Annotated in this window: 15 protein-coding genes; 12 read left to right on the forward strand and 3 right to left on the reverse strand. The window is 38.2% G+C overall.

Annotated elements, in window-relative coordinates; translation table 11 throughout:
• Window positions 1–46: 46 nt before the first annotated feature.
• Window positions 47–1,669, reverse strand: a complete 1,623-nt coding sequence (locus tag Q4A91_RS03980; protein WP_303207544.1) for an ATP-binding cassette domain-containing protein — start codon at window positions 1,667–1,669, stop codon at window positions 47–49.
• Window positions 1,670–1,864: 195 nt separating this feature from the next.
• Between Q4A91_RS03980 and trpS the strand changes: the two genes are divergently transcribed.
• Window positions 1,865–2,890, forward strand: a complete 1,026-nt coding sequence (gene trpS, locus Q4A91_RS03985; RefSeq protein WP_303207546.1) for a tryptophan--tRNA ligase — start codon at window positions 1,865–1,867, stop codon at window positions 2,888–2,890.
• Between the two features lie 162 nt (window positions 2,891–3,052).
• Window positions 3,053–4,531, forward strand: coding sequence for an IMP dehydrogenase (gene guaB / locus Q4A91_RS03990; RefSeq protein ID WP_303207548.1), 1,479 nt, complete (start codon window positions 3,053–3,055; stop codon window positions 4,529–4,531).
• A gap of 52 nt (window positions 4,532–4,583) precedes the next feature.
• On the opposite strand, the gene recF is transcribed toward guaB, so the two are convergent.
• Window positions 4,584–5,681: a DNA replication/repair protein RecF gene (recF, locus tag Q4A91_RS03995; protein WP_303207549.1), complete on the reverse strand. Its 1,098-nt coding sequence runs from the start codon at window positions 5,679–5,681 to the stop codon at window positions 4,584–4,586.
• A gap of 2 nt (window positions 5,682–5,683) precedes the next feature.
• Window positions 5,684–6,052, reverse strand: coding sequence for a S4 domain-containing protein YaaA (yaaA, locus tag Q4A91_RS04000; RefSeq protein WP_303207551.1), 369 nt, complete (start codon window positions 6,050–6,052; stop codon window positions 5,684–5,686).
• Between the two features lie 160 nt (window positions 6,053–6,212).
• Between yaaA and Q4A91_RS04005 the strand changes: the two genes are divergently transcribed.
• The 10 genes from Q4A91_RS04005 to pcsB all read left to right on the forward strand — a co-directional run bounded on the left by Q4A91_RS04005 (window position 6,213) and on the right by pcsB (window position 15,269).
• Window positions 6,213–7,463 (forward strand): pitrilysin family protein, encoded by a 1,251-nt coding sequence (locus tag Q4A91_RS04005; protein ID WP_303207552.1) that lies wholly within the window; start codon window positions 6,213–6,215, stop codon window positions 7,461–7,463.
• Entirely contained in the window at window positions 7,460–8,743 is a 1,284-nt protein-coding gene (locus Q4A91_RS04010) for a pitrilysin family protein (protein ID WP_303207553.1), read from the forward strand. Before Q4A91_RS04005 ends, Q4A91_RS04010 begins: the two co-directional genes overlap by 4 nt.
• Window positions 8,744–8,778: 35 nt before the next feature.
• Entirely contained in the window at window positions 8,779–9,603 is an 825-nt protein-coding gene (gene rodZ / locus Q4A91_RS04015; RefSeq protein ID WP_303207555.1) for a cytoskeleton protein RodZ, read from the forward strand.
• 10 nt (window positions 9,604–9,613) lie between these two features.
• Entirely contained in the window at window positions 9,614–10,159 is a 546-nt protein-coding gene (gene pgsA, locus Q4A91_RS04020; protein WP_303207556.1) for a CDP-diacylglycerol--glycerol-3-phosphate 3-phosphatidyltransferase, read from the forward strand.
• Window positions 10,156–10,983 carry an energy-coupling factor ABC transporter ATP-binding protein gene (locus Q4A91_RS04025; RefSeq protein WP_303207557.1) on the forward strand — a complete coding sequence of 276 codons (828 nt, stop codon included), beginning with the start codon at window positions 10,156–10,158 and terminating at the stop codon, window positions 10,981–10,983. The genes pgsA and Q4A91_RS04025 overlap by 4 nt, the downstream gene beginning before the upstream one ends.
• Window positions 10,968–11,807 carry an energy-coupling factor transporter ATPase gene (locus tag Q4A91_RS04030; RefSeq protein WP_000513212.1) on the forward strand — a complete coding sequence of 280 codons (840 nt, stop codon included), beginning with the start codon at window positions 10,968–10,970 and terminating at the stop codon, window positions 11,805–11,807. The genes Q4A91_RS04025 and Q4A91_RS04030 overlap by 16 nt, the downstream gene beginning before the upstream one ends.
• Window positions 11,800–12,594: an energy-coupling factor transporter transmembrane protein EcfT gene (locus tag Q4A91_RS04035; protein WP_303207560.1), complete on the forward strand. Its 795-nt coding sequence runs from the start codon at window positions 11,800–11,802 to the stop codon at window positions 12,592–12,594. The genes Q4A91_RS04030 and Q4A91_RS04035 overlap by 8 nt, the downstream gene beginning before the upstream one ends.
• Before the next feature lie 60 nt (window positions 12,595–12,654).
• Window positions 12,655–13,470 carry a rod shape-determining protein MreC gene (mreC, locus tag Q4A91_RS04040; RefSeq protein WP_303207561.1) on the forward strand — a complete coding sequence of 272 codons (816 nt, stop codon included), beginning with the start codon at window positions 12,655–12,657 and terminating at the stop codon, window positions 13,468–13,470.
• A gap of 2 nt (window positions 13,471–13,472) precedes the next feature.
• Window positions 13,473–13,967 carry a rod shape-determining protein MreD gene (gene mreD, locus Q4A91_RS04045; protein WP_303207563.1) on the forward strand — a complete coding sequence of 165 codons (495 nt, stop codon included), beginning with the start codon at window positions 13,473–13,475 and terminating at the stop codon, window positions 13,965–13,967.
• Between the two features lie 93 nt (window positions 13,968–14,060).
• Window positions 14,061–15,269: a peptidoglycan hydrolase PcsB gene (gene pcsB / locus Q4A91_RS04050; protein ID WP_303207564.1), complete on the forward strand. Its 1,209-nt coding sequence runs from the start codon at window positions 14,061–14,063 to the stop codon at window positions 15,267–15,269.
• The last annotated feature ends 96 nt before the right edge of the window (window positions 15,270–15,365 follow it).

Consider the following 15,365-nt stretch of genomic DNA (forward strand, 5'->3'; position numbering starts at 1 on the left):
GATAGAAAACTCAGTTGGTTACCCCAACTGAGTTTTGAAGTCTTATTTAATCTTTCCAAAGTTCTTTAACTTTTGCTTGTACTTCTGCATTTTCTAGGAATTCATCATAGGTTTCATCGATACGATCAATGACGCCATTCTTAGACAAAACAATGATATGGTTTGCCAAAGTTTGGATAAACTCGTGGTCATGACTGGCAAAGATGATTGATTCTTTAAAGTTTTTCAATCCATCGTTCAAGCTTGAGATAGATTCCAAGTCCAAGTGATTTGTTGGATCATCAAGTACAAGGACATTTGATTTCAAGAGCATGAGTTTTGAAAGCATGACACGTACTTTTTCTCCCCCTGACAAGACGTTTACAGGTTTATTAACCTCATCACCAGAGAAGAGCATACGACCAAGGAAACCACGTAGGAAGGTATTGTCATCTTCTTCTTTACTTGCAAATTGACGCAACCAGTCAAGGATTGACTCTCCTCCTGCAAAATCAGCCGAGTTGTCTTTTGGCAAGTAAGAACGGCTAGTAGTAACTCCCCACTTGACAGTTCCTTCATAGTCGATGTCACCCATAATTGCACGAATTAATGCAGTCGTTTGGATGTCATTTTGTCCAATAAGAGCTGTCTTATCACCTGGACGCAAGATGAAACTAATATTGTCTAGAATAGTTTCACCATCAATCTTTACAGTTAGATTTTCTACTGTCAAGAGATCATTACCAATCTCACGTTCTGCTTTAAAGTTGATAAATGGATATTTACGACTAGATGGCACAATTTCTTCTAGTTCAATCTTGTCAAGCATTTTTTTACGAGATGTTGCTTGTCTTGATTTAGAAGCATTAGCAGAGAATCGAGCAACGAATTCTTGCAATTGCTTAATTTTTTCTTCTGCCTTGGCATTACGGTCTGCTAGCAATTTAGCAGCAAGGTCAGAAGATTCCTTCCAGAAGTCGTAGTTTCCGACATAGAGTTTGATTTTTCCAAAGTCAAGGTCGGCCATATGAGTACACACTTTGTTTAAGAAGTGACGGTCATGGGATACTACGATAACGGTGTTATCAAAGTCAATCAAGAAGTCTTCTAGCCAAGTAATAGATTGGATGTCCAACCCGTTGGTCGGCTCGTCCAAGAGAAGAACATCTGGTTTGCCAAAAAGTGCTTTGGCAAGGAGAACCTTCACTTTTTCACCATTGGCCAATTCGCTCATGTTTTGATAGTGCAATTCTTCTGGAATGTTTAGGTTTTGAAGTAGTTGAGACGCTTCACTTTCTGCTTCCCAACCTCCAAGTTCAGCAAATTCACCTTCGAGTTCGGCTGCACGAACCCCATCTTCATCGGAAAAATCTTCTTTCATGTAAATGGCATCTTTTTCTTTCATGATGTTGTAAAGTTTTTCATTTCCCATAATGACGACATCAATAACTCGCTCATCTTCATAGTCAAAATGATTTTGACGGAGAACAGAGAGACGTTCATCTGGACCAAGAGAGATGTGACCAGTTGTTGGCTCGATATCACCAGCTAAGATTTTTAAGAATGTAGACTTCCCAGCACCATTAGCACCAATTAATCCATATGTATTTCCTTCTGTAAATTTGATATTGACATCATCAAAAAGTTTGCGATCACTAAAAAGTAGTGAAACATCAGATACTGTAAGCAATGTTTTTCTCCTATAATATGTAATACATTTATTCTACTAGAAAAGAGAGAAATATTCAAATTTTTGTTTGTCAATTTTGTGTCAATTAAGTTTACAGGTTTGTTTACAATGAGTTAGTTGTTTGATTTAAATAATTTTCTGTTATTTTAACAAAAAAATGCTATAATTGAAGAGACCATTTCGAAGGAGAAAAAAATGACGAAACCCATTATTTTAACAGGAGATCGCCCAACAGGAAAACTGCATATTGGACATTATGTTGGGAGTCTTAAAAATAGAGTATTATTGCAGGAAGAAGACAAGTATGACATGTTTGTTTTTTTGGCGGACCAACAAGCATTGACAGATCACGCCAAAGACCCTCAAACGATTGTAGAATCGATTGGGAATGTTGCCTTAGATTACCTAGCAGTTGGATTAGATCCAAGTAAATCAACTATCTTTATTCAAAGCCAGATTCCAGAGTTGGCTGAATTATCTATGTACTATATGAATTTGGTGTCACTAGCTCGTTTAGAACGGAATCCGACAGTAAAAACAGAGATTGCTCAAAAAGGGTTTGGAGAAAGTATTCCGACAGGATTTTTGGTTTATCCGATTGCGCAAGCAGCAGATATTACTGCCTTCAAGGCTAATTATGTTCCTGTTGGGACAGATCAGAAACCAATGATTGAGCAAACTCGTGAGATTGTTCGTTCCTTTAATCATGCTTATAATTGTGAGGTCTTGGTGGAGCCGGAAGGTATTTATCCAGAAAATGAGAGAGCAGGACGTTTGCCTGGTTTAGATGGAAATGCTAAAATGTCTAAATCCCTTAATAATGGTATTTATCTAGCTGATGATGCGGATACGTTGCGTAAAAAAGTCATGAGCATGTATACTGATCCAGACCATATTCGGGTTGAGGATCCAGGTAAGATTGAAGGAAATATGGTTTTCCATTATCTAGATGTGTTTGGTCGTCCAGAAGATGCTCAAGACATTGCAGATATGAAAGAAAACTACCAACGTGGTGGTCTTGGTGATGTAAAGACGAAACGTTATCTACTTGAAATATTAGAACGGGAACTTGGCCCTATTCGTGAGCGCCGTATCGAATTTGCTAAGGATATGGGAGAAGTGTACAATATGCTTCAAAAAGGTAGTGAGAAAGCGCGTGAGGTTGCGGGGCAAACTCTATCTGAAGTTAAGGGAGCAATGGGACTAAATTATTTTAAATAATAGATAAAATATGAATCGTAAAACTATCTCTTCCATAGGATCACAGGGATAGTTTTTTTATGATTTCTACCATAAATATAATTGACAAATTTTCATAGAATGGTATGATAGATACAATACAAAAAGAGTCAAGCTCAAAAAGAAAGAAAAGAGGAAACTTCAATGTCTAATTGGGATACTAAATTTTTAAAAAAAGGTTTTACCTTTGATGATGTATTGCTCATTCCAGCAGAAAGTCATGTGTTGCCTAATGATGCAGATTTAACAACAAAATTGGCAGATAATCTGACTTTAAATATCCCAATTATAACAGCCGCCATGGATACAGTCACAGAAAGTCAAATGGCTATTGCCATTGCTCGTGCAGGTGGTCTTGGAGTAATCCATAAAAATATGTCTATTGCGCAACAGGCAGATGAAGTTCGTAAGGTAAAACGTTCTGAAAATGGTGTTATTATTGATCCATTCTTCTTGACTCCAGAACACACTATTGCTGAAGCAGATGAACTGATGGGACGTTACCGTATCAGTGGTGTTCCAGTTGTGGAAACACTTGAAAATCGTAAATTGGTTGGTATTCTAACAAACCGAGATCTTCGCTTTATTTCAGATCACAATCAGCCAATCTCAAACCATATGACCAGTGAAAATCTTGTTACTGCTCCTGTTGGTACAGATCTTGCAACAGCTGAAAGCATTCTTCAAGAACACCGTATTGAAAAACTTCCTTTGGTTGATGAAGAAGGTCGTCTTTCTGGCTTGATTACTATTAAAGATATTGAAAAAGTTATTGAGTTTCCAAATGCTGCTAAAGATGAGTTTGGTCGTCTTCTTGTTGCTGGTGCGGTAGGTGTCACTTCAGATACATTTGAACGTGCAGAGGCTCTTTTTGAAGCAGGAGCTGACGCAATTGTTATTGATACTGCCCATGGTCACTCTGCTGGTGTTCTACGTAAAATTGCTGAAATTCGTGCTCACTTCCCAGACCGCACTTTGATTGCGGGTAATATTGCCACTGCAGAAGGTGCGCGTGCTCTTTATGATGCAGGTGTAGATGTTGTCAAAGTCGGTATTGGACCAGGTTCTATCTGTACCACTCGTGTGATTGCAGGGGTTGGTGTCCCACAAGTGACAGCAATCTATGATGCAGCAGCAGTTGCGCGTGAATATGGAAAAACAATCATTGCTGATGGTGGAATCAAGTATTCTGGAGATATTGTAAAAGCCCTTGCTGCAGGTGGAAATGCGGTTATGCTTGGATCAATGTTTGCTGGAACAGACGAAGCACCAGGTGAAACGGAAATCTTCCAAGGACGTAAGTTTAAGACCTACCGTGGTATGGGATCAATCGCTGCAATGAAGAAAGGTTCAAGTGACCGTTACTTCCAAGGTTCTGTCAATGAAGCAAACAAACTTGTTCCAGAAGGAATTGAAGGACGTGTTGCCTATAAAGGCGCAGCAGCTGATATTGTCTTCCAAATGATTGGTGGTATTCGCTCTGGTATGGGTTACTGTGGTGCAGCTAACCTTAAAGAATTACACGACAACGCTCAATTTATTGAAATGTCTGGGGCTGGTCTAAAAGAAAGTCATCCTCATGATGTACAAATTACTAATGAAGCACCAAACTACTCTATGTAGGAAGTAAAAAAGAACTCCTGATTTTCAGGAGTTCTTTTTGTTTACAGTATTGTCAATTTTGATTTACAGAAATTTTACCGTTTTGAATATTGAAAATACTAAGGTTTTCTGGCAAGTTTTGTAAGTGGTCTAAACTTGTTGTTGTAATAAAGGTTTGGATAGATTGAGAAATGGTTTCTAGTAATTTTAGTTGCCGTGTATTGTCAAGTTCGCTCATAACATCATCAAGCAGTAGTATCGGAGGCTCGTTTGTAATACTTTCCATTAGCTCAATCTCTGCTAGTTTGATAGAAAGTACTAGACTACGATGTTGACCTTGGCTTCCAAAACTAGCATCCATACCATTGATATAAAAAGAAATATCATCTCGATGAGGGCCAACTCCAGTATTCTTTTTAAATAAGTCTCTGGATCTGCTTTTCTCCAAAGCAATTTTAAAAGAACGTGTTAGCTGTTCTTCATCAGTGAAGTTGACAGATGATTGATAAAATATTGACAACTCTTCTAATTTATTTGAAATTTCTAAGTGTTTTTTTTGACCAAATTTCTCTAAGTCTTTAATGAATTTTATCCGATGCTTTATAACGCGACAACCATACTCTACTAACTGATCATCTAAGACTGACAGAAATGTTTCGTCAATCTTCTGGCTGGATTTTAGGTAGGTATTTCTCTGCTTGAGTATATGGTTGTAGTTTGACAAGTCTGACAAGTAGATTGGTTTTATTTGTCCCAGTTCAATGTCTATAAACTTTCGACGGACAGAAGGCGCTCCTTTAATTAGCTGGAGATCTTCAGGTGCGAAGAGGACAACATTCATATGTCCAATGTAGTCTGATAGGCGCGCTTGTTTTAAGTGATTGACCTTAGTCACACGCCCTTTTGGTGTTAAATCAATTTCTAGAGGGATAGAGCTTGTTTTCTTCTGTAGCAAGCCAGAAAGATGGAGTTGCTCGTTATCAAAATGAATGAGATTTTTATCTGTACGAGTCCGATGACTACGTGTCAAGGCTAAGAAATAGATTGCTTCTAGAATATTGGTTTTTCCTTGTGCATTTTGACCTAGGAAGACATTTAATTTTGGATTGAAATCAATTTTTGCCTCTTTGTAGTTTCGAAAGGTTTTAATTGTTAAATGTTGGAGCCACATGGTTATCTTCCTGGAAAACGTGGAACTTGTTTGGTTTTAGGCGATGAAGAAGTTTTTTGTTTTTCTTTCTTGATACCTTTATTCATCTCTTTGACAAGTTTAGCAATTCGCTCTTTCTCAATCTTATCTGTTTGATACTCTTCTTGCTCTTTTAAACTTGGTTGTGTCAAGGTGATGTCAATCTTTAAATCAGGAATGTCAATCGTATCTCCAATACGGATTTTTTTTCCACGTCTACTTTCTAACTCACCATTAAAGTAAACTTGATGATCCATTAAAAAGGATTTGATAGCACCACCGCTTTGTATAATTCCAAGTTCTTTTAGGAGGGCTTGGAGCGTAATAAATTCTTCAAATAATTTGTATTCCATAATTCACCTCAATCTTTGGTATTATACCATATTTTCCCTGAAATAGCTGGAGGAAAGTTAGCTGAAATGAAAACGGTTTTACTCTTTAAAGCTATAAAGAGAACAAGAAAAATTTTGATTTTCGTGGTATAATAGAACTCTATATGTAAGGAGGTAAGGTATGGAGTTAGTGCCTGGAATTTCAGCACATTTTGTTCAATCCAAAAAGTTTAAAACAAATAAAATCACTATTCGTTTTACTGCTCCCTTATCTCTTGAGACAATAGCAGGACGCATGTTAAGTGCGAGTATGTTGGAGACGGCAAATCAAGCTTATCCCACATCACAAGCATTTCGCAGATACTTGGCAAGTTTATATGGAACAGATATTTCCACAAGTGCTTATCGTAGGGGACAGGCACATATTCTTGATTTAACATTTGCTTATGTGAGGGATGATTTTTTAAGTAAAAAGAATGTCTTGACTTCTCGAATTTTGGAATTGGTGAAACAGACTTTATTTGCTCCCTTAGTTCAAGATGGTGCTTTTGAGCCAGCCTTATTTGAAATTGAAAGAAAACAGTTGTTGGCTAGTTTAGCTACTGACATGGATGATTCATTTTATTTTGCTCATAAGGAGTTGGATAGCTTGTTCTTCCATGATGAGCGTCTTCAATTGAGATACAGTGATTTACGAAATAGCATTTCAAATGAGTCTCCAGAAAGTAGCTACACGTGCTTTCAAAATGCTCTGAAGAATGATCGTATTGATTTCTTTTTCTTAGGTGATTTCAACGAAGTAGAAATTACAGAATCACTGAAGTCATTACCCTTTACAGCTAGAGAGAACGGCGTCACTATCCAGTACCATCAATCTTATTCAAATGTCCTACGAAAAGGAATGGTTCAGAGGAATGTTGGGCAATCTATTTTGGAATTAGGGTATCATTCTCCTGTAAAATATGGTGATGATGAGCATTTGCCCATTCTTGTTATGAATGGTTTGTTGGGTGAATTTGCACATTCGAAACTTTTTACAAACGTTCGTGAAAATGCTGGAATAGCTTATACAGTCTCTAGTCAATTGGATTTGTTTAGTGGTCTGTTAAGGATGTATGCGGGTATCGATAGAGAAAATCGAAATCAGGCTAGAAAAATGATGAATCATCAATTGCTAGATCTGAAAAAGGGTAACTTTACAGATTTTGAACTTGAACAAACCAAGGAGATGATTCGACGATCTTTGTTGATGGCTCAAGATAATCAACAGACCCTAGTTGAAAGAGTCTATTTGAATGCTCTATTTGGAAAACCAAGCTTTGATATGGATCGATTGGTGGCAAAATTAGAGAGTGTTGATAAAGAAGCTGTATGTAAAGCTGCCAATAGTTTGAAGTTACAAGCGATTTACTTTATGGAAGGAGTAGAATGACAAAGGTTACTTTTGAAGAAAAATACTATCCTGCTGTAAAGGAAACAGTCTACAAAACACAATTGTCAAATGGATTGACAGTTTCTTTACTCCCTAAACAAGATTTCAATGAGGTTTATGGGATTGTAACAGTTCAATTTGGTTCTGTAGATGCAACTTATACAAGCTTGGAAAAAGGTTTACGTCATCATCCAGCAGGAATTGCACATTTTCTTGAACATAAATTGTTTGAAAGAGAAAACTCTGAGGATATAATGGCTGCATTTACTCGATTAGGTGCGGATAGTAATGCCTTTACAAGCTTTACTAAGACCAGCTATCTTTTTTCAACAATTGACCATCTATTAAAGAATTTAGATTTGCTAGATGAGTTAGTCGGAGATGTTCATTTTACAGAAGAGTCTGTTTTGAGGGAACAGGCTATTATCCATCAAGAACGAGAAATGTACCAAGATGATCCAGACTCGCGTTTGTTTTTTGCAACATTAGCCAACCTTTATCCTGATACTCCTTTAGCAACAGATATTGTTGGAAGTGAAAAATCAATTTCTGAGATTCAAGTTTCAAATTTAAAAGAGAACTTTACAGAGTTTTACAAACCTGTCAATATGTCACTGTTTTTAGTTGGAAATATTGATGTAAAAGTTGTTGAGGAATACTTTTCGAAAAAGGGAAAGGAAATTTCAAACCAGTTTACGGTTTCAAAAGAGCAACTCCTTTTGCAGCCTGTGAAGCAAACAGATAGTCTTCGGATGGAAGTTTCTTCACCCAAACTTGCTGTTGCGATTAGAGGTAATGGGCAAATAACAGAAGCTGAGTCTTATCGTTACAATATTTTATTGAAATTACTATTTACGATGATGTTTGGTTGGACTTCTGATCGTTTTCAAAGGTTATATGAGTCTGGGAAGTTAGACACGTCATTGTCACTTGAGGTTGAGGTCAATAGTCGCTTTCATTTTGTGATATTGACAATGGACACCAAAGAGCCTGTTTCTCTGTCGCATCAATTTCGGAAAGCGATTCGTCAGTTTAGTGGTGATGCGGATATTACCGAGGAGCATTTAGATCTTGTTAAGAGTGAGATATTTGGTGAGTTTTTCAGTAGCATGAACTCTTTGGAATTTATTGCAACTCAATACGATCCGATGGATCGAGGAGAAACAATTTTTGATTTTCCGAAAATTTTACAGGAAATTACTTTGGAGGATGTTCTAGAAGCTGGACATCGTTTGATTGATAATGGTGATCTAGTTGATTTTACAATCTTTCCAGCTTAAAAGATGACTAATATTAGAAAGAAGGAATGGTACGTATGAGAAAAAAAACAATTGGCGAGGTTCTACGTTTAGCCAGAATTAACCAGGGATTGAGTCTGGAAGAATTACAGGAAAAAACTGAAATTCAGTTGCATTTTCTAGAAGCTATGGAGGCAGATGATTTTGATCAACTTCCTAGTACTTTCTACGCTCGTTCTTTTTTAAGAAAATATGCTTGGGCAGTAGAGTTAGATGAAAGAATTGTTTTGGATGCTTATGATTCAGGTAGTATGATCACTTATGAAGAGGTAGATGTCGATGAAGAAGACTTGTCTGGTCGCAGACGATCAAATAAGAAAAAAACGTCTTATCTCCCCTTGTTTTATTTCGTCCTATTTGCTTTGTCAATTTTAATTTTTGTCACTTACTATGTTTGGAACTACATCCAAACTCAGCCAAGTCCTTCTTCAGCTAATTATAGTGTTGTGAGCTCAACTAGTTCAACAACTTCATCTAGCTCATCTTCTAGTAGTCAGACGTCTAGCTCGTCTTCTACTACGGAATCAACTATTACAGTGTTAGGTGAAGGAAACCGCATTGAAGCTCGGTATAAAACGAGTAAGGAAACCGCTACTGTTCAATTGGCAGTTTCAGATGAAGCTAGTTGTTGGGTAAGTGTTTCAGGAAGTGAGCTGGAGGGTGGTGTGACACTATCCGCAGACAATAAGAATGCAAAAACAACAGTTTCAACTAAGAATCCCGTTACCATTACTTTAGGTGTAGTGAAGGGAGTTACTGTGACTGTGGACAATCAAACGATTGATACTTCGAAGCTGACAACTCAGACTGGAACTGTAACACTTACATTTACTACAGATTAAGGAAAAATCAATGAAAAAAGAACAAATTCCTAATGTATTAACTATTGGTAGAATTCTCTTTATACCTCTCTTTATCCTTATTTTGACTTTGGGCCATTCACAAGGCAGTCATTTGCTAGCAGCGATCATCTTTGCAGTTGCTAGTATAACAGATTATCTTGATGGTTACCTTGCTCGTAAATGGAATGTAGTCAGCAACTTTGGAAAGTTTGCTGATCCGATGGCCGATAAGCTGTTGGTTATGTCAGCTTTTATCATGTTGATTGAGTTAGGTATGGCTCCAGCTTGGGTTGTTGCTATTATCATCTGTCGTGAACTTGCGGTGACAGGCTTGCGCTTGTTGCTTGTTGAGACGGGAGGGATAGTTCTAGCAGCGGCGATGCCAGGGAAAATCAAAACCTTTAGTCAGATGTTTGCCATTATCTTTTTGCTCTTACATTGGAATTTAATTGGTCAGTTGTTGCTTCATATCGCTTTGTTTTTCACTATCTACTCTGGTTATGATTATTTCAAGGGTAGCGCTCATGTATTCAAAGGGACATTTGGTTCGAAATGAAATCGATTATTGAAGTAAAAGATCTGTCTTTTCGTTATAAGGAAGACCAGGATCATTATGACGTTAATAATGTCTCGTTTCACGTGAAACGGGGAGAATGGCTGTCGATTGTAGGTCATAATGGGAGTGGAAAATCGACAACTATCCGTTTGATTGATGGATTGCTTGAAGCAGAGTCTGGGGAAATCTGGATAGATGGGCAATTGCTGTCCTCTGAGAACGTTTGGGACTTACGCCGTCAAATTGGTATGGTTTTTCAAAATCCAGATAACCAATTTGTGGGGGCAACTGTTGAAGATGATGTCGCCTTTGGTTTAGAAAATCAGGGACTTCCTCGTGAAGAAATGAAGAAGAGAGTGACTGAATCTTTGGAGTTGGTGGGGATGCTGGACTTTAAGAAGAGAGAACCAGCTCGTTTATCTGGTGGCCAAAAACAACGTGTGGCCATTGCAGGAGTTGTTGCCCTGAGGCCAGCTATTTTAATTCTAGATGAGGCTACAAGTATGTTGGACCCCGAGGGACGAAGAGAACTGATTCAGACAGTTCAAGAGATTCGAAAAGACCATCAGATGACAGTCGTCTCCATTACACATGACTTGGAAGAAGTTGCGATGAGTGACCGTGTCTTGGTCATGAAAAAAGGCCAAGTGGAGTCAACCAGCAGCCCAAGAGAACTTTTTTCTCGGGCTGACCTTGACCAGATAGGGTTGGATGAACCTTTTACTAATCAATTGAGAGAATCTTTGAGAGAGACTGGTTATCAGTTGCCGGATGGCTATTTGACAGAAGGAGAGCTAGAGGACAAGCTATGGGAATTACTCTAGAAAATGTGAGCTTTACTTATCAAGAGGGGACTCCCCTATCTTCATCAGCCTTGACTGATGTTTCTTTGACGATTGAGGATGGTTCCTATACAGCTTTAGTAGGGCACACAGGTAGTGGGAAATCAACGATTTTACAGCTTTTAAATGGCCTATTGGTACCAAGTAAGGGTTCTGTTCGAGTTTTCGATACCGTCATTACCCCTACATCAACCAATAAAGAAATTCGTCAGATTCGAAAGCAAGTTGGTCTAGTGTTTCAATTTGCTGAAAATCAGATTTTCGAAGAGACTGTTTTGAAAGATGTTGCATTTGGACCGCAAAATTTTGGAGTTTCTGAGGAAGAGGCTAAGAAAATTGCGCGTGAAAAGTTAGCCTTGGTAGGCATTGATGAGTCACTCTTTGAGCGCAGTCCCTTTGAACTTTCGGGGGGTCAGATGAGACGTGTAGCTATAGCAGGTATGCTAGCCATGGAGCCAACTGTCTTAGTTTTGGACGAGCCTACAGCAGGGCTAGATCCTCTGGGCAGAAAAGAATTGATGACCTTGTTTAAAAAACTCCACCTTTCTGGAATGACAATCGTTCTAGTAACGCATTTGATGGATGATGTAGCTACGTATGCTGATCAGGTTTATGTTATGGAAAAGGGGCGTTTAGTCAAAAGTGGTAAACCGAGTGATGTTTTCCAAGATGTAGCCTCTATGGAAAAGGTGCAGTTAGGTGTGCCTAAAATCACAGCATTTTGTAAACGTTTGGCAGATAGGGGTGTAGCTTTTAAAAAACTGCCAATCAAGATAGAGGAGTTTAAGGAGTCGCTAAATGGATAGTATGATTTTAGGGCGTTATATACCGGGGGATTCCATCATTCATCGCTTGGATCCCCGTAGCAAATTGCTCGCTATGATCCTGTTGATTTTGATTGTATTTTGGGCCAATAATCCCCTCACCAATGTCATTCTGTTTGTAACGACAGGTATATTTATCGCTTTGTCAGGCGTTTCCCTCTCATTTTTCGTTCAGGGATTAAAATCCATGTTCTTCCTGATTGCTTTTACGACTCTTTTTCAATTCTTTTTCATTTCAAGTGGAAATGTCCTATTTGAGTTTTCTTTTATAAGAATAACGGATTATGCTTTGCAACAAGCAGGAATCATTTTCTGTCGTTTTGTGTTGATTATTTTCTTTTCAACCTTGCTAACCTTAACGACCATGCCTTTGAGCCTGGCAGCTGCAGTTGAAGCTCTTTTTGCGCCTCTGAAACGCGTGAAAGTTCCCGTTCATGAAATTGGTCTCATGTTATCAATGAGTTTGCGTTTTGTTCCAACCTTGATGGATGACACGACGAGAATTATGAATGCTCAAAAAGCCCGTGGAGTTGACTTTGGCGAAGGTAGCATCGTGCAAAAGGCAAAGGCTATGATTCCAATTTTAATTCCTCTTTTTGCGACGAGCTTAAAGCGTGCAGATTCATTGGCAATAGCCATGGAAGCGCGTGGTTATCAAGGAGGAAAGGGTAGAAGTCAGTATAGACAGTTGAGATGGAGTCAAAAGGATACACTGGCAATTCTTGTGATTTTGGTACTGGGATGTTTCTTATTTTTCTTAAAATCTTAGCAGGTTTGTAGGATTGATAAGAAGCTCACAGTAGCAGGTTTTTAGTATAAAGGTAGGAATATGAACCGTTTTAAAAAATCAAAATATCTAATTATCGTTTTTGTCACAGTTCTGGCAGTTTCTGTTCTATTAGTGACAACCTATTCAAGCGCTATTGTGACGAAACTAGGAGATGGGATTTCATTAGTAGATAGAATTGTTCAAAAACCCTTTCAGTGGTTTGATACTTTCAAATCGGATTTGGGACATTTGACGCAGACTTACAATGAAAATGAGAGTCTAAAGAAACAGCTCTATCAACTAGAGGTGGAGTCTAATCAATCAGAAAGTTTAAAAAATGAAAATGAACAACTACGTCAGTTGCTGGATATGAAGTCAAAATTGCAGGCTACAAAAACCATTGCAGCAGATGTGATTATGCGAGCTCCAGTATCTTGGAAACAAGAGTTGACAATTGATGTGGGAAGTTCAAAAGGAGCTTCTGAAAATATGTTGGCCATTGCAAACGGGGGTTTGATTGGTAGTGTTTCAAAGGTGGAGGATCATTCAACAACGGTCAATCTATTGACAAACACCGAAAATTCAGACAAAATCTCTGTTAAAATTCTGCATGGTTATACTGAAATTTACGGGATTATCATTGGTTATGATAAGGAGTCTGAACTGCTTAAAATTAGTCAATTAAACAGCAACAGCGACATTAGCGCGGGAGACAAGGTGACTACAGGGGGGCTCGGAAACTTTAATGTTAAGGATATCCCTGTTGGAGAGGTTGTTGCTACAACACACAGCAGTGATTATCTAACAAAGGAAGTAACAGTCAAGTTAAGTGCTGACACCAAAAATCTTCATGTGGTAGAGTTAGTGGGGAATTAGCAATGAGACTGTTAAAACAAATTGGTATTTTCTTTTTACTCCCTTTTGTCGTACTAATTGATGCACATATTGGACAATTAGCGGGATCCTTCTTCCCTCACTTTCATTTAGCAAGTCATTTTCTGTTTTTATTTCTCTTGTTTGAGACAATTGAGGTTTCAGAATATCTCTATCTAGCTTATTGCTGTATAGTGGGTTTGGTGTACGATATCTATTTTTTCCACTTGATAGGAATTGCGACACTTCTATTTATCTTGATAGGTGCTTCGCTCCATAAATTTAATAGTGTAATTTTGCTAAACCGTTGGACAAGAATGTTAACAATAGTTGTGATGAGTTTCCTATTTGATATGGGGAGCTACCTCCTTGCTCTTGCTATGGGATTGACAATAGAATCGATGCCAATTTTCATCGTCTACAGCCTTGTCCCATCAATGATTTTAAACTTTTTATGGATGCTTATTTTCCAATATATTTTTGAAAAATGTTATCTATAAGAAAGAAATAAAAATGTAACAAAGGCGTAATATTTATTATGTCTTTTTTTGGTATACTAGTAATGTCTTAAATAGAAGGAGTATCTACACAATATGAAGAAAAAAATCTTAGCGTCACTTTTATTAAGTACAGTATTAGTGTCTCAAGCGGCGGTATTGACAACTGTCCACGCTGAAACAACTGATGAAAAGATTGCTGCTCAAGATAGTAAGATTAGTAATTTGACATCTCAACAAAAAGAAGCTCAAAAACAAGTAGATGAAATCCAAACGCAAGTTACAGCTATCCAAACTCAACAAACGAACTTGGAAGCTGAGAATGAAACTCTACAAGCTGAATCTAAAAAACTTGAAGGAGAAATTACAGAGCTCTCTAAGAACATTGTTGCTCGTAATGAATCTTTGGAGAAACAAGCACGTAGCGCACAAACTAACGGTGCAGCAACTAGCTACATCAATACAATTGTAAATTCAAAATCAATTACAGAAGCTATTTCACGTGTTGCAGCAATGAGCGAGATTGTATCAGCTAACAATAAAATGTTGGAACAACAGAAAGCTGATAAGAAATCTATCGCTGAAAAACAGGTTGCAAATAATGAAGCAATCAACACTGTCATTGCGAACCAACAAACGCTTGCTGACGATGCACAAGCATTGACAACAAAACAAGCAGAGTTGAAAGTTGCTGAGTTAAACCTTGCTGCAGAGAAAGCTACTGCAGAAAGTGATAAAGCTACTTTATTGGAACAAAAAGCAGCAGCAGAGGCAGAAGCAAAAGCAGCAGCTGAAGCAGAAGCGGCTTATAAAGCACGTCAAACAAGTCAACAACAATCAGTTGTTGCTTCTGGAAATACAACACTTTCAGATCAAGTGCAAGCAACTTCAAGCTCTTCATCAGATGATGATTCAAGCTACACTCCAGTACCTGCTCCAACTCCAACAAGACAGCGTCCAACATACAGTACAAATGCTTCAAGTTATCCAACTGGAGAATGTACTTGGGGAGCTAAAACATTAGCACCTTGGGTTGGAGATTACTGGGGTAACGGAGCGCAGTGGGCTACAAGTGCAGCAGCTGCAGGATTCCGTACTGGATCAACTCCACAAGTTGGTGCGATTGCATGTTGGAATGACGGTGGATATGGACACGTAGCGGTTGTTACAGCAGTTTCATCATCAACTAGCATTCAAGTATCAGAATCAAACTATGGTGGAGATCGTACAATCGGTAACAAACGTGGATGGTTCAACCCAACTACAACTTCTGAAGGTTACGTAACATACATCTATCCAAACTAATGAATGAAACGAAGAGGCTCGATTTGAGCCTCTTTTATTATGGCTCTATGTCAACTGTAGTGGGTGACCTATAACTAAGCACGAGAGGAGACGAAC

The organism is Streptococcus sp. (assembly GCF_030528045.1).
Lineage (GTDB): Bacteria > Bacillota > Bacilli > Lactobacillales > Streptococcaceae > Streptococcus.

Bases quoted from the DNA above. Each gene is read 5' to 3' on its own strand.
- trpS (WP_303207546.1), top strand. From the start codon at position 1,865: ATGACGAAACCCATTATTTTAACAGGAGATCGCCCAACAGGAAAACTG.
- guaB (WP_303207548.1), top strand. From the start codon at position 3,053: ATGTCTAATTGGGATACTAAATTTTTAAAAAAAGGTTTTACCTTTGAT.
- recF (WP_303207549.1), bottom strand. From the start codon at position 5,681: ATGTGGCTCCAACATTTAACAATTAAAACCTTTCGAAACTACAAAGAG.
- yaaA (WP_303207551.1), bottom strand. From the start codon at position 6,052: ATGGAATACAAATTATTTGAAGAATTTATTACGCTCCAAGCCCTCCTA.
- Q4A91_RS04005 (WP_303207552.1), top strand. From the start codon at position 6,213: ATGGAGTTAGTGCCTGGAATTTCAGCACATTTTGTTCAATCCAAAAAG.
- Q4A91_RS04010 (WP_303207553.1), top strand. From the start codon at position 7,460: ATGACAAAGGTTACTTTTGAAGAAAAATACTATCCTGCTGTAAAGGAA.
- rodZ (WP_303207555.1), top strand. From the start codon at position 8,779: ATGAGAAAAAAAACAATTGGCGAGGTTCTACGTTTAGCCAGAATTAAC.
- pgsA (WP_303207556.1), top strand. From the start codon at position 9,614: ATGAAAAAAGAACAAATTCCTAATGTATTAACTATTGGTAGAATTCTC.
- Q4A91_RS04025 (WP_303207557.1), top strand. From the start codon at position 10,156: ATGAAATCGATTATTGAAGTAAAAGATCTGTCTTTTCGTTATAAGGAA.
- Q4A91_RS04030 (WP_000513212.1), top strand. From the start codon at position 10,968: ATGGGAATTACTCTAGAAAATGTGAGCTTTACTTATCAAGAGGGGACT.
- Q4A91_RS04035 (WP_303207560.1), top strand. From the start codon at position 11,800: ATGGATAGTATGATTTTAGGGCGTTATATACCGGGGGATTCCATCATT.
- mreC (WP_303207561.1), top strand. From the start codon at position 12,655: ATGAACCGTTTTAAAAAATCAAAATATCTAATTATCGTTTTTGTCACA.
- mreD (WP_303207563.1), top strand. From the start codon at position 13,473: ATGAGACTGTTAAAACAAATTGGTATTTTCTTTTTACTCCCTTTTGTC.
- pcsB (WP_303207564.1), top strand. From the start codon at position 14,061: ATGAAGAAAAAAATCTTAGCGTCACTTTTATTAAGTACAGTATTAGTG.